Raw genomic sequence first — 21,777 nt, 5'->3', positions numbered from 1 at the left:
AAAATATCATCAAATGAACGGTTTTTAAGTGTTCTTGGACAGAATCATGAAAATAATGACATGTCAATTTTGGATATGCGATTTAAACTTTGCAATTTTGAAGTAAATACTATTTTAAAAAGCATATGATTTCAGAAACGCAATTTCAAAAAGAATTAGAGTTAATAATTTCAAATGCCATCCGTGAAGATGTTGGAGATGGCGATCACAGTTCATTAGCATGTATTCCTGCAACAGCAGAAGGAAAAGCTAAATTACTCGTAAAAGATGAGGGAATTATTGCAGGAATTGAATTTGCGAAAATGGTTTTTGCTTATGTTGATCCAGACATGAAAGTTGAAACACTTATTGAAGATGGAAGTAGTGTAAAGTACGGAGATATTGCCTTCTATGTAACAGGAAAGTCACAATCTATCTTAAAAGCAGAACGTTTGGTACTAAACGCAATGCAACGTATGAGTGCCATTGCTACAAAAACAAACATGTTTGTAAAGTTGCTGGAAGGAACTGGAACTAAAATTTTAGATACACGTAAAACAACACCTGGAATTAGAGCACTTGAAAAATGGGCTGTAAAAATTGGTGGTGGAGTCAATCACCGTTTTGCATTGTATGATATGATCATGTTAAAAGACAATCATATTGATTTTTGTGGAGGAATTACGCAAGCAATTACAAAAACGAAAGCATATTTAAAAGAAACCAATCGTGATTTAAAAATCATTGTGGAAGCGCGTGATTTAGGTGAAATTGCAGAAATTTTACAAACTGAAGGAGTCTACAGAATCTTAATTGATAACTTCAACTATGAAGATACACGAAAAGCAGTAGAAATGATTGGAGATCAATGTTTGACAGAATCTTCTGGAGGAATTAATGAAAAAACCATTCGCGAATACGCACTTTGTGGTGTCGATTACATTTCTTCTGGAGCATTAACGCATTCAGTATACAATTTAGATTTAAGCCTAAAAGCCGTTGACTAATGTCTAAAGACATCGAAGATAAACTCGCAAAAATCCCCATACTAAATGTATTGGTGCGATTACTCAAGAAGGTAAAACTTCCTGGACTTGAAGGTTTATCAATCTATGATCTTTTAGAAATGTATATTGTAGGAATCATTAATGGAGCTGTGACTTCTCGCGCTGGCGCAGTAGCATTTAGTTTCTTTATGGCTATATTCCCGTCATTACTATTCTTGCTAAATTTACTTCCATTCGTTCCAATTGAAGGTTTTCAAGCAAGCTTTATCAACACAATAACTTCTTTCTTACCAGACGAATCAGGGAATTTTCTCAATGAAATCATTGTAGATATTGTGAAAAACAAACGTGGAGGATTATTATCGTCTACATTTTTACTCTCTATTTTTTTAATGGCGAATGGTGTAAGTGCTATTTTTGCTGGATTTGAGAACTCATATTACATTCAAAAAAAGCGAAGATTCTTTCAGCAATACTTATACGCATTAAGTGTTGGTTTAATTTTGGCATTGTTGTTGATTTTAACCATAGTCGTATTGGGATATGTAGAAATATACATACCATATTTGAGTGACTTAGCTGGGAAAACAACTGGCTTGAATGTAGCACAAACAGACGAAACAGGAATCACTATTGCTAAATTTGCATTCTTGATTATCATGGTATACGTTGGAACAGCAATCTTGTATCACTTTGGAACGTACCAAGGTAGAAGAGCAAAATTCTTTTCTCCTGGAGCGTTATTGACTACAGTGTTAATTATACTTACGTCATATCTGTTTGGAATATATATTGCAAACTTCTCTCAATACAACGAGTTATACGGTTCTATTGGAGCGTTATTAATCTTGATGATGTATATATGGTTGAATGCGAACATATTACTCTTAGGATTTGAATTAAATGCTTCTATAGATATGCTAAAACTCAGAAGGCAGACAGGTTAATTTATTATGTTTGCATAATAAAAAGTAGTATATTACGAACGAAAATTATAAATAAACCCAATAAGAAATGAAAAAGACAATTTATGCGTTAATCGCTTTTTTAATCGTAGGTATGAGTGCTGTAAATGCACAAATTGAAGTAGGATCAGCGACACTTCCAGAAACAGTTACTTTTGACAGTCAAAAATTAGTATACAATGGAGCAGGTGTGCGTAAAAAAGCATGGTTTAAATTATATTCAGGCGGATTGTATTTAGTGCAAAAGTCAAGTGATGCTAAAGATATCATGGAGGCAGATGAAACAATGGCAATCAAATTACACATTACTTCACGATTAATTTCAAGTAAGAAAATGATCAATGCGGTAGATGATGGTTTTGAGAACTCTACAAAAGGAAATACAGCGCCTATTTCTTCTGAAATTGAGAAATTTAAAGGATTCTTTAGTGATGAAATAAACGATGGAGATATTTTCGATATTGTGTACGTTAAAGGTGATGGAGTTTCAGTATACAAAAATGGAACAAAGAAAGGAACGATTGCAGGTTTAGGATTCAAAAAAGCACTTTTCGGAATTTGGTTATCTGACAAGCCAGCAGATAAGCGTCTGAAAAAAGGAATGTTAGGAAACTAATACCATGAATCACATGAAAAAAAGAACATTCATTTATCTCGTTTTAGTATGTATTGCTGTTCAATTTAGCTTTGCACAAAGTGTTGTTGGGAAATGGAAAACCATTGACGATGAAACCGGAGAAGCTAAATCGATTGTAGAAATCTATGAAGAGAATGGTAAAATCTACGGGAAGGTTGTGGATATTCTGAATCCAGCAAAACGTGATGGATTATGTGAAAAATGTAAAGGAGATCGAAAAAACAAACCTGTATTAGGTATGCAAATCATCAACGGATTAAAAAAGGATGATGATGAATACAAAGGCGGTAAAATTCTAGATCCTGAAAAAGGAAAAGAATACAAATGTAAAATTTGGCTCGACTCCGATGATAAAAATAAATTATATGTACGTGGCTATATTGCTTTTCTATACCGAACTCAAAATTGGTATCGTGTAAATTAATTAGTCAACTACAGAAAACAAAGAAAACCACTCAAAAAAAATGAGTGGTTTTTTTATACAAACTAAGTATCTTTGAACTATGATATTTACTAAAAAAATAAGTTTATTATTGCTTTTTATCACTTTTGTTAGCCTTTCTTTTGGGCAAGAAGAAGTAATCACTATAATAGAACAAGAAGCGATAGATGAGGATTACAGAGAAGATCCTAAAGTTGATGGCAAAAAGAAACCTAAAAGACTTCCACGTTCATTCAAGGCATTTCGGTATGAATTTAAAGCGAATGGAAACGAGGTTCAATATGTTACTGTAAAAAACAAAGCTACAGAGCCTGATGAAACCATCGAAATAATTCCTGTAGATGATGTTGAAGATTTAGATATTATTCCTTACAACTTTGGTTTTGAATATCACAAAGCTGTATCGCACAGAAACGATATAGAGCGTCATTACTATGAAAATTATATTGTTTATAGGAATAAAAAGAAATATGGTTTAGTTTTAACGAATACTGTGATCTCTGCAAAGTTTGATATCATAGGAAAACCGTATTTGATAAGAGGAGAAGATCCAATGATATTAGTGGCAAAGAAAAAACGAGGAAAATACAAATGGGGAATTGTAAAATCAGATGGTAGTTTTTTACTTCCTATGGAGTATAGCGAAATTATTTTGCCATTAGAAACAGATGTTGCGATAAATTCTTCTGGAAGAAACAGCAAAGAAGAGAAAGGAACTTGGGCTAATTTGTCTCCGCCAGGATTGTTTACGGATGGCTTATATCATAATCATAAAATAATTGTTAAGAAAAAAGGTAAATATGGCTTATACAATGCAAACGGAGAAAAAGAATTAGCACCTGAATATGATCATATAGAAGTAAATAAATCACTTGATATATACACATTGCAAAAAGATGGTGAGTTTGGATTTTTAATAGCAGAATATAAGAAAAAAGGATTCTGGGGAATACATAAATTCACTGCTAAGAATACGAGAGTGAAAAAGTATTTAAAAATTTTCCCAACAAAAGACTATCAAATCTTTATTAAGGACAAACAGGCTTTTATAAAAGACGAGTCTGGAACCGTGAGTAAAGTAAATCACCGTACGCTTCTGAAAATGGTCAAAGAATAGCGCTTGTTTTTATATAAAGTATTTACCTTTGAATAATGGCTTACTTCATTGATGTTATATTACCAATTCCGCTGCAGCGACTGTTTACTTATAGTATCACAGAAGCAGAAGCACAATTTCTGCAACAAGGAATGCGTGTAGCAGTTCCATTTGGAAAAAGTAAGGTATACAGCGCCTTGGTTTATAAAGTGCATCAAACAGCTCCAGAAGTTTATGAAGCTAAAGAAATTCAGCAGATTCTAGATGAACAACCAATTGTTACTCCACAACAATTAAAACATTGGGAATGGATTGCGAGTTACTACATGTCGAGTTTGGGCGAAGTATTTCGCTCGGCAGTACCAAGTGCATTTTTGTTGGAAAGTGAAACTATTATCACTAAACATGCTACAAGTGAAGTTGACGAAAGTAAATTGAAAGATGATGAATTTTTAATTTTTGAAGCCTTGCAGCATCAGTCAATGTTAAAGATTCAAGAAATTAGCAACATTCTTGGGAAGAAAAACGTATTGCCCGTTTTAAAACGTTTGATTGATAAAAAAGTTATTCAGGTTTACGAAGAAATCTACGAACAATACAAGCCTAAATTGGTTCGTTACGTAAAGCTTCACGCGAATTATACAAGCGAAGAAAGTTTGCAGGAATTGCTTGAAACACTCAGTAGAGCCAAGAAGCAACGCGAAGTCATTCTTTCACTGTTTTCTCTTTCCGCCACAGCGAAAAAACCAATAACAGTCAAAGAGTTAACGAAACAAAGTAACGCGAGTTCGGCAGTTATTAAAGCGTTAATTGACAAAGAAATTCTAGAAGAATATTACATCCAAAGAGATAGAGTAGAGTATAGCGGAGACGAAACAGAAGATTCTAAACAACTCAACCAATATCAGCAAGAAGCTTATGAAACCATACAAACGGCATTTCAAACGCAAGATGTTTGTTTGCTGTATGGAATTACATCTTCAGGAAAAACAGAAGTATATGTAAAGCTCATTGAAGAAATTATAGCGACAGGAAAACAAGTTTTATATCTCTTACCAGAAATTGCGCTTACAACACAATTAATCACACGTTTACGGCAATATTTTGGTGAAAAAGTAGCAATTTATCATTCCAAATATTCAGTCCATGAACGCGTTGAAGCCTGGAACAATGTATTAAACAGCAAACCGAAGGCTCAGATTGTTTTGGGCGCACGTTCTTCGCTATTCTTACCATTTTCTAACTTGGGACTTATCATTGTAGATGAAGAACATGAAACATCTTTTAAGCAATTTGATCCTGCGCCAAGATACCATGCGCGCGATGCAGCTATTGTTTTAGCAAAAATGCATCAAGGGAAAATAGTATTAGGTTCTGCAACACCAAGTGTAGAAAGTTATTACAATACAAAGGTCAACAAATATGCATTGGCGACAATTATGAGGCGTTACGGAGACGTTTTGCTGCCAGACATGGAATTAGTCGATATCAAAGAGAAGCATCGTAAAAAACGCATGAAAGGTCATTTTTCCGATCGTTTGTTGGAAGAAATTGAAGAAACGATTGAAAATGGCGAACAAGTCATCTTATTTCAAAATCGTCGTGGTTATGCGCCAATCATTGAATGCAATACGTGCGGACATTCGCCACAATGTCCAAACTGTGATGTGAGTTTAACCTATCATCAATATAAAAATCAATTACGCTGTCATTATTGTAGTCATCATATAGCGATGCAACAGCAATGTTTGGCGTGCGGAAGTCATGAGCTAGATACCAAAGGTTTTGGAACACAGCAAATAGAAGAAGAACTCAAAGAATTAATGCCTGATGTAAAAGTTGGGCGTATGGATTTAGATACAACACGAGGAAAATACGGTTATCAGAAGATAATTTCGGCCTTTGAGCAACAAGAAATTCAGATTTTAGTAGGTACGCAAATGCTGACGAAAGGTTTGGATTTTAGAAATGTAAATTTGGTTGGAATTATGAATGCAGATAGTATGCTTAATTTTCCTGATTTTAGAGCGCATGAACGTAGCTTTCAACTCATTCAACAAGTTGCCGGTCGCGCCGGAAGAACTAAAAAACGAGGAAAAGTGATTGTACAAACCTACAATCCGTATCATCAAATATTGCAACAAGTCTCGGTAGGAGATTATGAGAATATGTTTAAAGATCAATTAAATGATCGCAGACAATTTCATTATCCACCATTCTACAGATTGATTAAAATTACACTCAAACACAAAGAGTATAATCGAGTAAATGAAAGTTCGGCTTGGTTTGCAAAATCATTGCGCAATAGTTTTGGAGACAATGTTTTAGGTCCAGAATTTCCGCCAATAGCGCGCATTCGTAACTTATATTTGAAAAACATCCTATTAAAAATACCGAAACAACAATCATTAGGAAAAACCAAAGAAGTAATTACGCGCATAAAAACAAGCTTCTTGTCTATTTCAGAATACAGAAGTGTCCGAATTATAATTGATGTAGATACGATTTAGTTGGGTATTAGGCTTTTGGTGTTAGATGTTAATAATGAGATGTTAGTATTGAGTATTGAGAGGCTTTACTCTTCGTAATGACGAATCAAAATTAAAACATTGGTATATTTTCAAATCGATACATTAAAAAAAACGTCACTTCGGATGTTTTTTCGTAATAAAATGAAGAAAAATTATATCGAAAAGTACTAAGAAAAATAATAGTGTCTAGCTGAGGTAGAAGACTAAATATTAGAAAGAGCTTCTGATAATTCTACTTTCTTATTTCTACTAAGCGGAATTAATTGACCTGAAATTTCAACATTCTTACTATTAAAACGATCTACTTTATCTAAATTCACAATGTAAGATTTGTGAATTCTTAAAAACTTATTCTCAGGCAATTGTTTCTCGAAAGCTTTCATGGTAGATAAAACGACAATATTACTTTCATCAGTAACTAACTTTACATAATCACCAAGTGCTTCAATCCACTTGATGCTATTTAAAATTACCTTACGTTTCTTTAAGTTGCTCTTTACAAAAATGTGATCGTCATCTTCATTGCTTTTCGCACCATAATTAGATTTATCTAACGCACGCGCAATGGCTTTATCAAAACGATCTTTTGTTAAAGGTTTGTGTAGAAAATCGGTTACATCATAGTTAAAAGCTTTAAAAGCATACTCGGTTTTTCCAGTAACCATAATAACTTGTGGAGGATTCTTCAATGATTCTAATAAATCAAATCCATTCAACACAGGCATTTCAATATCCAAAAAGATTAAATCGACATTATTTGTTTTCAATCCATTTTTAGCCTCTATAGCGTTGCTATATTCTGCAATTAAATTTAAAGAAGGATGATTTAACGTTAACTTGGCGACTGCCATGCGTTGTATAGAAGAATCATCTACAATAATACAGTTAAGCTTCATATGTTAAAAGCGATTTTATCAAATTTGGGTACATGCAATGTTATAAAAAATAAATCAAAACCACAACAAATTCGTACATTTATTATAGATTTAAGCGAAAAAAAAGAACTATTTTTGTTTGGTTTATAACAAATAAACAGTACATTTGCGCCCAATTTTAATTAAAAAATAGTATTTATGAATCATTATGAAACTGTTTTCATTTTAAATCCCGTTTTATCTGAAACTCAGATAAAGGAAACAGTAGCGAAATTTGAAGATTTCATTGTTTCTAGAGGTGGCAAAATGATTTCAAAAGAAAATTGGGGGCTAAAAAAGTTAGCATATCCAATTCAGCACAAAAAAAGTGGTTTCTATCACTTATTCGAATTCCAAGCACCAGGAGAAGTAATTACTCCTTACGAGCTAGAATTTAGACGTGACGAGCGTATCATGCGTTATTTAACTGTAAGATTAGATAAACATGCAATCGCTTGGGCAGAGAAAAGAAGAAATAGAAAAACCGCTAAATCTTAAGAAATATGTCTTCAATAGAACAACAAGCAAAAGGAAAGAAAGAAGGAGAAATTAGATATTTAACTCCTTTGAACATAGAGACTACGAAGGCAAAGAAATATTGCCGTTTTAAGAAATCTGGTATCAAATATATCGATTATAAAGATCCAGACTTCTTATTAAAGTTTGTAAACGAACAAGGTAAATTGTTACCACGTCGTTTAACAGGAACTTCATTAAAGTATCAACGAAAAGTGTCTGTAGCTGTAAAAAGAGCACGTCACTTAGCATTAATGCCATATGTTGGCGACATGTTAAAATAAAATAGAGACAGATTATGGAACTTATTTTAAGACAAGACGTTGAAAATTTAGGATTTAAAGATGATATCGTAACTGTAAAAAACGGATACGGAAGAAACTTCTTAATCCCACAAGGATTTGCAACATTAGCAACAAGTTCAGCTAAAAAAGTTTTAGCAGAAAACTTGAAACAAAAAGCATATAAAGAGCAAAAATTAGTTGATGAGGCTAATGCAACTGCGAAAGCATTGTTAGACTTAGAGATTAAAATTACTGCAAAAACTGGAGCCGGAACGAAATTATTCGGATCAGTAAACAACATTAACTTAGCAGAAGCACTTGAAAAAGCTGGTCACTCAATTGAGAAGAAATTTATCAAAGTAATCGGAGGAAGTGTAAAAAGAACTGGAAAGTACGAAGCAAAAGTTAGACTTCACAGAAATGTAATCGTTGATTTACCTTTCGAAGTTATTGCAGAAGCATAATATTACAACGCTAAGCGTTTTTATACAAGAAGCCACTCAATTTGAGTGGCTTTTTTTATGGTTTAAATTTTGAATAATTGTAAATTTGCACTCTTTATTTTAAAGCATGAAATACACTAGACTTACAAAAGAACAATTAGAAGAACTACATCAAGAGTTTATCAACTTTTTAGCAACACAATCTATTACAGCTGACGAATGGGCAAAGCTAAAAGAAGAAAAACCACAAGTGGCTGAAGAAGAAATAGATGTTTTTAGTGACTTGGTTTGGGAAGGTGTATTGAAACAAGCAAATTACTTAGAAAATATTTCTCCGCAACACATGTATTTATTTCACTTGCGTGAAGATGAAATGAAGTTAATTGCAGTGAAAATTCTAAAAGAAAATATCGATATCACCACGAAAGATGGTTTTGCTTGGCTACGCGATAACTATGCTACTGAAGAAGTAGAAATTTTAACAGCAAATAAAGCATATTCTGATGATAGAAATGCAGACAAATTTGCATTGCTTCAACAAGGTTCAAACATTACCAAAGGACAACTATATCAATGGTTTGAAACGATGATGGCGTAGTTTATCGAAATTATATTACTTTTTGAATCTAATACAATTTCAAAGATTCAACATATTTTTTTTATTGTATATTCGAACAGCTTTAAACAATTATAAAACTATTTTTTGCTTCTTCTGCAATAAATTTGAATATACATAATGAGGAAAAAATACTTTCTACCTTTATTTCTTTTCTATATAATTACTGCTTTTGGGCAACAATCAACTGTTGCAAAACAAATTGTAGAAGGAGAAATTGAATTTATTTCAAAACTTCCAGATCCTGCTACAATGGATTATCCAGATTGTAACTATACTGCGGTCTTAAATCTCAAATCAAATTCGTCTGATGTTAGCATAAGTATTGTTTTTAAAGGCATTGAAAACAGAAAAAAACTTGCAACTGCTAATTATAGAGCAGGAGACAAAGTAAGAGTCACGATGATTCCTTTTGAAAAAGCAGACGCAGAAATTCGTCAAACACAACTGGCAGATGGAGTAGATGATTTTGAAATGAAAGTCTACTACGCGGTTGAATCCAAAAAAATAAAACGATATTCAAAAGGTGCAAAAAGGACTCTAGAAGCAAAAACGACAAAAGTTACCTCGATAGAAATTGTTGCTAAAGATCGAAAATCTGCTCGAATTCGGAAGAAAAAGATAAAATCTGAAATAAAAAGAATTGACAAGCTCTTAAAATCTCACGGCGGTACTTGGACGCAATGGGAAGACGACATTCAAGAGTTTAAAACGGAATATGCGAAAGCCACAGAAGCACAAGCGTCAAAATGGGTTGGAAATGCTTTCTTTTCTGCGGGAAACGCTTATGCGGAACAAAACGAAGGTAATTTTGTAGAAGCAATGACAAGTTTCAATACGTATTTAAAACAATACAATATTGATTTAATTGTGATTAGAATTCCTTTTAAAGGAGAAGTTTCGGGGAACTTGTTTAGTGATAAACTTTCTGACTATGTCGTGAATCCATATGCGATGAAAGTCACACAAGAATTACTAAAAAATGATGTTGAAGTTCACGATATTCTTCCAAAACTACTCGAAGAACGAGAAAAACATCCGCTACTATTTTGGTACAATGACTTTGAAGAAACACATCCAGCGGAAGCGATATCGTGGATTGTTGCCAGAGAACTCAAAGAACTATTATCCAGATATCCTGAATATGAAAACATTCCTAGAATCGAGACACTCATAAAAGATACGGTTGGTATTCGTAATGGAAAATCTTATCGTTGGCCAACAGGAAACAAAGCGTTTAAAGCCAACAAAATGATTACGTTCAAGTCTGTAACTGATACCTTAGGAAAAGTGTTGGATATAAATTATGATGAAAATTACTCACCTTTTTTATTCATCGGGAACTCTTTCTTGGCATTTCCATCTATAAAACGAGGCGGAAGTATTCCACATTATTTTGCATATGAAACAGGTTTTTCTCCAGATGTATATTATAGAAGTGGTGGCATTGGACTTGGACGCCTAATTTACCAAAAAGGACTTTCATTTATCGAAAAAAGACGCGCTTTAGTATACATTGCATTGCCACAATCTTTTCAAGGAACAGTTCCTGTAATTCCATTAAGTGCAAGTATCAATGAAGAAAAGTATGGTGAAAAATCAATTATTAAATTAGATAAGAATACATGGGCTAAACATACTGCATTTATTCCAGAAGAATCAGAGAAAAACATATTACTCATTCAACAAAACGGCTACTTAAGAGCAATAGGAAAAGAAGTTGGTAAAAGTGATGGTGGCGATATTATTGTAACATTACCAAAAACTCCTACGTTTGACAAAAATGATATTTTAAAAATAGGATTTGAATTTCGATCTGTCGGATTTGGAACTGTAGTCGTCAATTACAACGGAGAAGAAAAAAGCTTTTTACGATCAAATGATTCAAATGATGATTATTTTGAAACCGTATACTTTAAAATAAACAAACAAACGAACAATAGAGAATTCAAAATATCATTTCGTGGTATCAAACGAAAACAAGTCATCAAAGAAATAAATGTAAGTTTACTCAGTTCCAAATAGAATTTATAAATGGTATTTAGTTCCTACTTTTTTATCTTTTACTTTCTACCAATAGTACTGTTATTGTATTATATATCTCCTAAAAAATGGAGACATTTTACATTAACAGTCATAAGTTATATCTTTTATGGATGGGCAAATCCTGCGTTTGTAGTATTGATGATAGGAAGCACAATCATTGATTATATTTGTGGACTTTTTATTGCAGAACGTTGGGGAAAGAATTGGTCGAAACCTATAGAAAACCTAGTAAAAGGCGGAGAACGCACCAGACGACAAAAATTAGCAGTTACCATTTCTGTAATCTCTAACTTATCGCTACTAGCATTTTTTAAATACTTCAATTTTGCTGTAGAAAACTATAATTCACTGCTAGAGTTTATAGGTGTAGAAACGATAGCGTCTGATAGTATTATTAATGTAATATTACCGCTAGGAATTAGCTTTTATACATTTCAAAGTATGAGTTATTCCATCGATATTTATCGTGGAGACGCAAAACCAATTCGAAACTTCATAGACTTTGCGTGTTATGTGTCTATGTTTCCACAATTGGTTGCAGGACCAATCATTAGATTTCAAGATGTTTCCAATCAGCTAAAGCACAGAACACATACTCTTGAAAAATTCTCTCGTGGAATTGCTTTCTTTTGCTTAGGAATGGCAAAAAAAGTATTGTTGGCAAATCCGTGTGGTAAAATTGCAGATGTTTGCTTTGATTCTGTTGATGTTGGATTGCTCAATTCTTGGTATGGCGCTATATCGTATGCATTTCAGATTTACTTTGATTTTAGTGGTTATTCAGATATGGCAATTGGATTAGGACTCATGTTAGGTTTTGTATTTCCTAAAAACTTCGATGCGCCATATTCTTCCAGAAGTATCACTGAATTTTGGCGTCGTTGGCATATTTCATTATCAACATGGTTACGCGATTATCTATACATTCCATTAGGTGGAAACAGAAACGGAAATACGAGAACGTATATCAACTTAATGATTGTGATGTTGCTTGGCGGATTATGGCATGGTTCTTCTTGGAATTTCGTCATTTGGGGCGCAATACACGGAACATTTCTAGCATTGGAAAGGCTTGCCAACAAAAAAGCATTTTATCAAAAGCTTCCTAAAATAGCAGGAATCATCATTACATTTATCATCGTAGTATTTGCATGGGTATTCTTTAGAGCAACCGATTTGCCAAGCGCCATGCACTATTTACAAGCAATGTTTGGTGGTACTTCAGCAACACAAATAGATGTCGTAAATAATGTTTTAATACGGAATCCGTATTACATTTTTAGCTTTATCCTTGCGGGAATTGTGGTTTGGAAATTTCCACAGACGTGGGATTTTACCAAAAAAATCACATTCGCAAAAACAATTTGGATCATGCTACTCATGATCGTTTCTGTCATGGCGTTGATGACGCAAGATTTCAACCCATTTATTTATTTTATATTTTAAAAGATGGCGATGAAAAACAAAAAAATGACTCGAGAAGAAATTGCCATGATTGACATTGGAAGTACAGATATTTCCAAAAGCAATCAGAAGTTATTGTTAGTCTTCTTTTTACTGTTGATGGTTTCTGCGATGATCATTCAAATCATATGGAAAGAAGATAATGAACATATCACAAACACTAATTTCCACTCAGAAACAGTATCAGCGGAAGCGACATCATTTTTTACATCAATTTCAAATAAAAATGACAAACTATTAACCAATATCAAGGGATTTGAAACAGGAATTGAAGAAAGTTCCATCTATCGTAAAACACTAATTCCTTTCATGCAGGCTGGTTTGCTGAATGTTTTTCGAACAGGAAATGAAAATGCTTGGGTGAGTAAAGATAATTTCTACTATAAATATTCCAATCAATATTTAACACAAGCAGGTTTTTTAGAAACTCAGCAATTAAACAAAAGGGCGAAAGAAGAAAGCATACAACCCAATCCACTCAAAGCAATTCTTGATTTCAAAGAAAAATTAGCCAAAAGAAACATCCAATTGGTCATAGTTCCTGCGCCACCAAAAGCTGCCGTTACGTTAAAAAACGATCAAAAATTACTCAATAATGCTTCCTATAATGACTTTTTGAAGTTTTTAATGCAGAATGATATTGCTATTTGTGATGTGTTTTCATTAGTAGAACGAGAAAAACTTGAAGCTGACAGTTATTTAAGATATGATACGCATTGGTCGCCAACTGTTATGAATGCCGTTTCAAAGGAAATAGGGAAGTTATTAGACAGTTTAAACATTCCGAAAGGAAATACAATCTATACAAAGAATAAGCTAACTGTATCAAACTATGGAGATATTGTCGATATGCTTACGATGGAAGGAAAAGACAATTATTTTGAAACGCAAACTGTAGAAATTGAGCAAATTCTGGAAGATAATTTCCTTTTCAAACCTTCTAGACAATCTGATATTTTGTTTTTAGGAGATAGTTACGCAAATATATACTCTTTGGAAGCAATGAATTGGGGGACTTCTGCGGGACTTTCTGAACATATCAGTATGTATATGCAAAAACCTGTAGATCGTATTCAAATGAACGATGCAGGTGCGTACGTAACGCGTTTATCGCTTTCTAACGAACTCAAGCGAGGAAAAGATCGATTGGAAGGAAAAAAAGTAGTCGTTTGGGAATTTGCGGCACGAGAATTGTGTTTTGGAGATTGGAAAATAGTACCTATGCAATTAAATGAAGATTATGTTTCTGAATTTTTTGTACCAGAAGAAAAAACTTCGGTTACTGTAACTGGAATTGTGAGCGAAACGAGCAATGTGCCAATTCCAAATACAGTTCCATATAAAGATCATGTAGTTTCTGTACATCTTACAGCGATGAAAGATATTGGAACAGGAAAAGAATTAGGCGAATCTGTTGTATATTTATCGAGTATGAAAGATAATGTTTGGACAGCTGCTGCACGATTGCGAAACGGGCAAAAAGTTACCATAACATTACACGACTGGAATACATTTTCTGATAGATATGGCGCAATGAACCGTTCTGAATTACAGGATGATGAATTGTCCTTTGCTGATCCATGTTGGGGAATTTTGAAAATAAATAATCACAAAGAATGAAAAATAACTACAAACTCCTTGGAATTATTTCCATATTTCTTTTTTCTGTACATAGTACTGCACAAACTGCTTTTGAGAAAATTTGCAAAGAAAAAGTAGCAAATACGTTAGCAACTACTATTGTAGGAGAAGATGGTTGGTTGTTTTTAGCTTCTGAACTATCTCATATATCAAAAGGAAAATTTTATGGGAAAGAAGCCGCAAAAACAGCTGTTAGTACGAATCCATCGCGACAAGATCCAATTCCAGCTATCGTTGATTTTAACAATCAACTGAAAGCGCAAGGAATTCAATTATATCTTGTGCCAGTTCCGCCAAAAGCAATAGTGAATGCTAACAAAATTGATGCTTCTGTAACGAAAAATCAAAATGTATCTATTCATTATAAAAATCTATACAAAGAACTGTCAAAACAAGGTGTGGAAGTGATCAATCTATTTCCTGCATTTGTCAAAGAAACCGAAAAAGGAAATCCTACGTACTGTAAGCAAGATTCGCATTGGAATCCAAAAGGAATTGAAGTTGCTAGCAAAGCAGTTGCTGGAAAAATAAAGAATCAGGATTGGTACACAAAGTATTCAGGAACTAAACAACAAGAAAAAGCAACAAAAAAGACGATTCAAATAGATGGTGATTTAAAAGCTGGCGCAGCAAATGCAAGTTTAGGAAAAGAAAAAATAGTTATCAATTCATTTCAAAAATCTTCAAAAATTGATACAAATTCTCCAGTATTGATTATTGGTGATAGTCATACCTTAATTTTTCATGCTGGCGGCGATATGTTGGCTAAAAATGCTGGATTCTCAGATAATTTGGCAGCGCAACTAGGATTAAATGTAGATCTAATTGGCGTAAAAGGTTCAGGAACATCTTCGGTTCGAATTGATTTATACAGAAAAGCAAAAAATAAAGATTGGCTTGGTAAAAAGAAAGTAATTATTTGGTGTTTTGCTGCAAGAGATTTTTCAGAATCTAAAAATGGTTGGCGTAAAGTTCCTGTGGTGAAGTAATTTTATTTATTGATGAATTCGTTTTTATGCGTACGAATGTATTTAATTCGCAATTCACTAAAATTTTCTTCATTGCCTAATTCGTAAAATTCAGTATCAAGCGCATTCAGTGGATTATTTTCGTATGATTTACTGAAGTTTTCAACAGTTCCGTCGTCAAATTTTGTCAATTTGTCTTTATTTTCTAGATAAATTTTGTTGGCTTTTGAAGTCAATTCAGCATGTTTTTTTGCTCCCATCATCATAAAACCTTTCTCTGCCATTTCTGCAAATTGACCACTTGAATTAAAGTAGAACTGATTGAAACCACCATTATTAACTTCTCCTTCTAAAATCCAAGTCGCCCAAAAACCTTGCTGCCCTTTGGTGAGTTTTCTAATGTTTTGAAGTTCATTGCTTAAGTTTTCTTTAATATTCTCGTATATATTGTCAAAAATAGCTTGTTCAAGGTTTTCATCGGTTATTATATCAATATCTTTAGAAGTAAGGACTTTGTATATCTTTCTATTATTCCATTCATCTAGAATAGTTTCCATTTCGGTATGTTTTTTTGGTTTTTCGATTTGTTTTTTATATCCCAAAAAACTTAGAATAGATCCCAAAGTCATCATAAGAATTAGCTTTTTATTCATTGAATTATTCTTGCTCTCTAATTATTTTTACAATTCTATTATTTATGATTTCAGATAAGTTCCAATTGTATAATTTAGGATCAGTTGTGCTGTAAAACTCAATTACAACAGTATCAATATCTTTATGATATTTTGCAAAACTCTGATATCCAGGAACCCAACCAGCATGTTCGTATTTATAAACAGAAGCATAAGTTTCTCGTTCTTCTGGTGTAAATACAGTTCCGTCATTTAAAGCTCTTATAAAATGACCAACATCTTCTGCAGTAGCGAGCATTCCGTGATCATTTTCTTTCAAATCTAAAGAATAACCTACATGATAACCACTCATTACATCGTCTATATTTACATCATTTATTGAAGCAAATGTATTGTTGAGGTTTAGTGGATTTAATATTTCTTCTTGAATGAATTGAAAGTTGTCATAACCAAGTACATTATCCATGATTTTATTAAGTAAAAGATAATTAGTATTGCAATATTCGTACTCTTCGCCAGGTTCAAAATTTGCTGGTTGATTTAAAATTAAAGCAAGACTTTCTTCGTATGTTTTTGTCGGTTCTCCCCAAAAGCCTGGAGCGTCCGTAAAATTTGGAATTCCGCTTTTATGCTGTATCATAAGTCTTAGAGTGATTTTTTCAGCATTTTCAATTCTTCCCACAAGTTCTGGCAAATAATCTGCAATTGTTTTATCTAAAGAAAGTTTGTCACTATGTACCAATTTAGTAACTGCTACAGCATCATACAATTTGCTAATGCTAGCAATCTTAAACAACGCGGAAGGTTTTGCGGCTATTTTAGAATCTCTATTATGCCAACCAGAAGCAAAATACTGAGGTGATTTGTTTGCTTGATCTACATAGATAATCATTCCATCAAAACCATGTCCAATGGCTTCATTTGCTTGCTCTTGAACGCTATCAGGTAGTGGAAGTATCCAAGCTTTCACTAATAACCATGGAACAAAAAATAAAGAAGTTATGGTTCCGACTAGTAATACGATTCTAAAAATTCCTTTCTTGCTCATAATGTTAGTTGCTTTTCCGTTTTTGTATGACACATTCAAAATTGAATATATATATCAAGAATGTAAATTTTTATGATCTGAATTGTTGAATTCGATAGACGAAGTGTATTCATCTTTTATGCTAAGTAATGACTAATTAGCTTCGTTCTTTTCCGAAACGATCCATTTTGCAACCACAGTTTTTACAAGTATTTCCGCCCCATAAAATCTCATACCAACCTTTTGGTTTTCGAACACGAGGTTGTTCTTCGTTACATTTTGGACAGTGAATGACTTTAAAGTTTAATGGCATAATTTTTTGAAAATAGATACTACAAGATACATAAAAAAGTAAAAGGCCTTTATCTAAACTTAAAGGTAACAATTTCTCTAATGCAAACGACCTTCAATCTTTTAATCATTCAATTTTTCAATCCCTAAAAAATAGACTTATATTTGCGCCACAATACAGAATCATGGCACAAAAACCAAGCATACCAAGAGGAACAAGAGATTTTTCTCCTTTAGAAGTAACAAAACGTAATTATATTTTTAATACCATAAAGTCAGCTTTTCAAAACTTTGGATTTCAACCAATTGAAACACCTTCATTTGAAAATTTACAAACGCTGACAGGTAAGTATGGAGAAGAAGGAGACAAGCTTATCTTTAAAATCCTGAATTCAGGAGATAAAGTAAAAAAAGCGGATGTAAAAGCTTTGGAAGAAGGAAACTTAACGCGTTTTTCTAATTCATTATCAGAAAAAGCTTTGCGTTATGACTTAACCGTTCCTTTTGCTCGCTACGTAGTACAACATCAAAACGAGATCACATTTCCATTTAAACGTTACCAAATTCAACCAGTTTGGCGTGCAGATAGACCTGCAAATGGACGTTTTAGAGAGTTTTTTCAATGTGATGCAGATGTTGTTGGATCGAAATCTTTGTGGCAAGAAGTAGAATTTGTTCAATTGTATGACAAAGTATTCTCTGATTTAGGATTAGAAGGAGTTACAATTAAGATTAATAATCGTAAAATTCTTTCTGGAATTGCTGAGGTAATAGGAGCAAAGGACAAATTGATTGACTTTACGGTTGCTTTAGACAAATTAGATAAGATTGGCGAAGATGGTGTGAAAAACGAAATGTTGAACAAAGGCATTTCTGCGGAAGCGATAGAAAAAGTACAGCCATTGTTTGGATTTTCTGGGAATTTAGATGAAAAACTAACGCAATTAAAAGAATTACTTTTAAGTTCTGAAGAAGGAATGAAAGGAATTAGTGAGTTAGAATTTGTCTTTGAAGCCATTAATGTTTTAGGATTACAGACTGCAAAACTCGATTTAGACATTACGCTTGCCAGAGGATTAAATTATTATACAGGTGCCATCTTTGAAGTTGCTGCGCCAGAAGGTGTAAAAATGGGCTCTATTGGCGGCGGCGGACGTTATGATGATTTAACAGGCATTTTTGGATTAAAAGATGTGAGTGGTGTTGGTATTTCGTTTGGTTTGGATAGAATTTACTTAGTGTTAGAACAACTTGATTTGTTTCCAAAAACGGTTTCAGATAAAGTAGATGTATTGTGTATTAATTTTGGTGAAAAGGAAGCACTAGCTTCTATGCGTTTGATTAAAGTTCTGAGAGAAGCAGGAAAAAGCGCAGAATTATATCCAGATAGTACAAAAATGAAAAAACAAATGAATTACGCTAACAAACGCGAAATTCCATACGTAGTAATTATTGGAGGAAATGAACTTGAAAATAATACGTGCGTTGTGAAAAATATGAAATCAGGAACACAATTAGAAGTTCCTTTTGATGAGATACTGACAGCTTTTTAATAGCAAGGAAGAATATAAAATAAAAACCGCAGCAATCGCTGCGGTTTTTTTATGAAATCAATTGAATTGTATGTGTCAGTATTTTATTATTTAATGATAATTTTCTTAATTAAATTTCCTTCTGTAAAATCTAATTTTATCATATAAACTCCTTGTTTTACTTGTTGTAAATCTAAAGCAATTTGTGAGTTGTTTTCAGAAATACTGCGTTGTAATATTTGTTCTCCTAATAAGTTATAGATGACAATGTTTTGTAATGAATGATGATCAGTATCAATATAGAGTTTATCTTCTACAGGATTTGGATATATATTCACGTTTGTTAAAAGTTCATCCGTAACAGACAAAGGAATTACGGTAACATTCACCATTTCGCTAGTGATATTATCTCCACATGCTGCATTTGTAGCTGTTAAGGTAACGGTATAATTTCCAGAAACTACGTATGTATGCGTTGGATTTTCGTCTGTAGACATATTTCCATCGCCAAAATCCCAAGAATATGAAGTAGCATTAGTAGAAGTATTTGTAAAAGTTACTTCTCCATTATCTGATGAGTTGACCTGAAATGTATAGTCAGGAGTAGGAGATGGGTTTACGGTTACAGTAACTTCTTTTCGAGCACTTCTTATTGAATTCATCTTCCAGTTGTAGAAGAAATAGTAAAAATCTAAACCAGCGCTACTATTTTTAATAGATACACTTCCGTTGCTGTATGGATAATTTACTCCAGAATTAGTTCTGTAAACAGTTAATCCGGACGATAATTCTTTGATCGCTAAACGTAAATTATTAGCCACAGGTAAGATAAAATCTAAATCTACGGATTGTATGCCAGCAGTTGGAAGAATTATAATCCTTGAATCAAGCATATTACCAGAACTATCTTGTAATTGTATTTCAAGTTCTCCAGCTTGGTTAGAGTTTATAGTGACTTCATCTAACATCACAGACTCTGTACAATCAAATATTAAGTATTGCGCTACATTTGTAAATTGCGATCCATTAGAAGCGCTGTCTGTAATACCTACATCTGCTTTACTAATTACGTCTTCTACATAATACGTAGTTGTTGAGGTTAGCGTAGGTGTGTTGTATGATGTTCCTGTTGCTACTGGAGTGTCTCCGTCGATAGAAGTATACCAATTCAAAACACCATTTCCTGAAGCAGATAACATTGCAGATCCTGAATCGCAAAGTTCTGTTCCATTAGCTACGGGTAGTGATGTAGTAGCGATCATAGTGACGTCTTGCACAGTTTTAGCATTATCAGTTACGGTTACAGATATTGTTTGTGTTTCATATCCTGGCGCTTCATACGTAACGTTGTAAGTTCCACCATCGATCAATCTATAATAATCACCGTGTTCTTCAAAGGAAAAAACATACGAGTTTAACTTATCATGTCCAGCAATGGAAATTTGAGCGACAATAGGATTTCCAGATGCATCTGTGATCTTTCCTTGAAAACCATAATTTGCCTGTTTTATATAATCTAAAAAAGCTTGTCTGTTATATTCCCAGTGATTTGGTAATTCTGATGCTGGTAGAAATTTTATATCAGATAACTCTAGTGTTACTTCTTTACTGTGAAGATAAAAGTTGGTATAATCTTGTCTTCCTCCATATACTAAAAACCATTGTACGCCATTGGTTACACCAGGACTTGGATATATATGAGCATCTTCATCAACGGTCATATACGTAGTATCTCCTAAAGCATCACTAGCATTTTGTGCATTGGTAGCATATATTACAGAAATACGTTCGTAATAATCATGGTCTGCATGTTGTGTTGTTGTATTATCGTAAGGATAATTTACCAATTCTGTTCCGCCATGAAGATTTGCAACAAGGACAAAATTTCTAGAAGCTTGAAAATTCATGAAAAACTCAGTTTCTGCTTCATAATCACCATTTATAGCGTTATTGTGAATTCCACCGATATTATCTGGATAATTACGGTTCAAGTCTTGTCCAGAAGAATTAGTTCTCGTAGGATTACTGATAATGTCACTTCCAGGCGCGCCATAGCTTCCATCAGGATTTGCTAATGGATTGATGTAAATTTCTGTAGAATTTACGATGTCTGCTATTTCACTATCTGTAGCGTAGTTGGAAAGTAAATGATCAATAAAACGAATCATTAAAGGATATCCTGCTAATTCATCTCCATGCATAGAAGAAGAATAGAAAAACTCTGGTTCAGCTTCTTTAATGGCAACATTATCAGAAATTTTTAAAACATACAGTTCTCTTCCGTTTGGAGTAGTTCCAATGCTTTGCAATGAACATAAATTTGGATAATCGGTTACAAAAGACTGCATTTTTGCAACATATTGTGAATACGTAGGATATAAATTCCATTGCGTATCCCATTGTGCTTGTGCGGCATCAGAAATGTTTGCATGTGGATTGAATTCATTGTCTTCGGTTAGGATTTCATAATCTAAATTGTAAGTTAAAAATTGATTGAATGTAGCAGCATTTGCATATGCTTTTACTCTTAATGTTTCTCTGTCGATTGGTTTGTGTCCAAAAGAAAGAAATGAAGCTATTTCTCTTAATTGTGTTTCGTTTTGTGCTGTAAATTGGAAGCAGACTTCTCCTTTTTGGGTTAAATATTGATCTGCTTTTGAACGGTCTCTGTTTTGCGCATATAAAGAGCACGCAAAAAATCCTGCTAGTAGGAATAGCATGATAGTTTTTTTCATGGTAGACAATT

Annotated in this window: 20 protein-coding genes; 15 read left to right on the top strand and 5 right to left on the bottom strand. The window is 33.3% G+C overall.

From position 1 onward, the window contains the following. The first annotated feature begins 125 nt into the window (after nucleotides 1–125). From nadC to priA, 6 genes are all read left to right on the top strand, one after another. A complete protein-coding gene (gene nadC, locus ACOQOS_RS05370) occupies nucleotides 126–986 on the top strand; it encodes a carboxylating nicotinate-nucleotide diphosphorylase (RefSeq protein ID WP_420573942.1) in 861 nt (286 codons plus the stop codon). Beyond that, complete coding sequence (locus ACOQOS_RS05365) at nucleotides 986–1,933, top strand: YihY/virulence factor BrkB family protein (RefSeq protein ID WP_420573941.1); 948 nt, start codon at nucleotides 986–988, stop codon at nucleotides 1,931–1,933. Before nadC ends, ACOQOS_RS05365 begins: the two co-directional genes overlap by 1 nt. A gap of 67 nt (nucleotides 1,934–2,000) precedes the next feature. Beyond that, nucleotides 2,001–2,567 (top strand): chalcone isomerase family protein, encoded by a 567-nt coding sequence (locus ACOQOS_RS05360; RefSeq protein ID WP_420573940.1) that lies wholly within the window; start codon nucleotides 2,001–2,003, stop codon nucleotides 2,565–2,567. A 13-nt stretch (nucleotides 2,568–2,580) separates the two neighbouring features. Further along, nucleotides 2,581–3,012, top strand: coding sequence for a DUF2147 domain-containing protein (locus ACOQOS_RS05355; RefSeq protein ID WP_420573939.1), 432 nt, complete (start codon nucleotides 2,581–2,583; stop codon nucleotides 3,010–3,012). A 79-nt stretch (nucleotides 3,013–3,091) separates the two neighbouring features. Beyond that, entirely contained in the window at nucleotides 3,092–4,147 is a 1,056-nt protein-coding gene (locus tag ACOQOS_RS05350; RefSeq protein ID WP_420573938.1) for a hypothetical protein, read from the top strand. A 35-nt stretch (nucleotides 4,148–4,182) separates the two neighbouring features. Next, nucleotides 4,183–6,636, top strand: a complete 2,454-nt coding sequence (priA, locus tag ACOQOS_RS05345; RefSeq protein ID WP_420573937.1) for a replication restart helicase PriA — start codon at nucleotides 4,183–4,185, stop codon at nucleotides 6,634–6,636. A 224-nt stretch (nucleotides 6,637–6,860) separates the two neighbouring features. Here the strand turns inward: priA and ACOQOS_RS05340 are convergent, their stop codons facing one another. Then, a complete protein-coding gene (locus ACOQOS_RS05340) occupies nucleotides 6,861–7,553 on the bottom strand; it encodes a LytR/AlgR family response regulator transcription factor (protein WP_420573936.1) in 693 nt (230 codons plus the stop codon). A gap of 177 nt (nucleotides 7,554–7,730) precedes the next feature. Between ACOQOS_RS05340 and rpsF the strand changes: the two genes are divergently transcribed. From rpsF to ACOQOS_RS05300, 8 genes are all read left to right on the top strand, one after another. Continuing rightward, nucleotides 7,731–8,069 (top strand): 30S ribosomal protein S6, encoded by a 339-nt coding sequence (gene rpsF / locus ACOQOS_RS05335; RefSeq protein WP_420573935.1) that lies wholly within the window; start codon nucleotides 7,731–7,733, stop codon nucleotides 8,067–8,069. 5 nt (nucleotides 8,070–8,074) lie between these two features. Further along, nucleotides 8,075–8,371, top strand: a complete 297-nt coding sequence (rpsR, locus tag ACOQOS_RS05330; protein WP_007094157.1) for a 30S ribosomal protein S18 — start codon at nucleotides 8,075–8,077, stop codon at nucleotides 8,369–8,371. 14 nt (nucleotides 8,372–8,385) lie between these two features. Beyond that, a complete protein-coding gene (gene rplI / locus ACOQOS_RS05325) occupies nucleotides 8,386–8,835 on the top strand; it encodes a 50S ribosomal protein L9 (protein ID WP_420573934.1) in 450 nt (149 codons plus the stop codon). 106 nt (nucleotides 8,836–8,941) lie between these two features. Continuing rightward, entirely contained in the window at nucleotides 8,942–9,412 is a 471-nt protein-coding gene (locus ACOQOS_RS05320; protein WP_420573933.1) for a DUF6495 family protein, read from the top strand. Between the two features lie 138 nt (nucleotides 9,413–9,550). Further along, complete coding sequence (locus ACOQOS_RS05315) at nucleotides 9,551–11,455, top strand: hypothetical protein (protein ID WP_420573932.1); 1,905 nt, start codon at nucleotides 9,551–9,553, stop codon at nucleotides 11,453–11,455. 63 nt (nucleotides 11,456–11,518) lie between these two features. Continuing rightward, nucleotides 11,519–12,922 carry an MBOAT family O-acyltransferase gene (locus ACOQOS_RS05310; protein WP_420573931.1) on the top strand — a complete coding sequence of 468 codons (1,404 nt, stop codon included), beginning with the start codon at nucleotides 11,519–11,521 and terminating at the stop codon, nucleotides 12,920–12,922. A gap of 9 nt (nucleotides 12,923–12,931) precedes the next feature. Then, nucleotides 12,932–14,560: an alginate O-acetyltransferase AlgX-related protein gene (locus ACOQOS_RS05305; protein WP_420573930.1), complete on the top strand. Its 1,629-nt coding sequence runs from the start codon at nucleotides 12,932–12,934 to the stop codon at nucleotides 14,558–14,560. Next, entirely contained in the window at nucleotides 14,557–15,570 is a 1,014-nt protein-coding gene (locus ACOQOS_RS05300) for an alginate O-acetyltransferase AlgX-related protein (protein ID WP_420573929.1), read from the top strand. Before ACOQOS_RS05305 ends, ACOQOS_RS05300 begins: the two co-directional genes overlap by 4 nt. A 2-nt stretch (nucleotides 15,571–15,572) precedes the next feature. On the opposite strand, the gene ACOQOS_RS05295 is transcribed toward ACOQOS_RS05300, so the two are convergent. The 3 genes from ACOQOS_RS05295 to ACOQOS_RS05285 all read right to left on the bottom strand — a co-directional run bounded on the left by ACOQOS_RS05295 (nucleotide 15,573) and on the right by ACOQOS_RS05285 (nucleotide 17,521). After that, entirely contained in the window at nucleotides 15,573–16,106 is a 534-nt protein-coding gene (locus ACOQOS_RS05295) for a DMP19 family protein (protein ID WP_420573928.1), read from the bottom strand. 100 nt (nucleotides 16,107–16,206) lie between these two features. Then, a complete protein-coding gene (locus ACOQOS_RS05290; RefSeq protein ID WP_420573927.1) occupies nucleotides 16,207–17,229 on the bottom strand; it encodes a serine hydrolase domain-containing protein in 1,023 nt (340 codons plus the stop codon). Between the two features lie 136 nt (nucleotides 17,230–17,365). Next, nucleotides 17,366–17,521, bottom strand: a complete 156-nt coding sequence (locus tag ACOQOS_RS05285; RefSeq protein WP_420573926.1) for a hypothetical protein — start codon at nucleotides 17,519–17,521, stop codon at nucleotides 17,366–17,368. A gap of 163 nt (nucleotides 17,522–17,684) precedes the next feature. Here ACOQOS_RS05285 and hisS point away from each other — a divergent pair, with 163 nt between their 5' ends. After that, the gene (gene hisS, locus ACOQOS_RS05280) at nucleotides 17,685–19,052 is read left to right on the top strand and encodes a histidine--tRNA ligase (protein ID WP_420573925.1); all 1,368 of its coding nucleotides are present in this window, start codon (nucleotides 17,685–17,687) and stop codon (nucleotides 19,050–19,052) included. A gap of 86 nt (nucleotides 19,053–19,138) precedes the next feature. Here hisS and ACOQOS_RS05275 read toward each other — a convergent pair whose 3' ends face one another. Further along, nucleotides 19,139–21,766, bottom strand: a complete 2,628-nt coding sequence (locus tag ACOQOS_RS05275; protein WP_420573924.1) for a M14 family zinc carboxypeptidase — start codon at nucleotides 21,764–21,766, stop codon at nucleotides 19,139–19,141. Nucleotides 21,767–21,777: the final 11 nt, after the last annotated feature.

It is taken from the genome of Kordia sp. (assembly GCF_965224175.1).
GTDB lineage: Bacteria > Bacteroidota > Bacteroidia > Flavobacteriales > Flavobacteriaceae > Kordia.
This window is presented reverse-complemented; position numbering and strand designations above follow the sequence as displayed.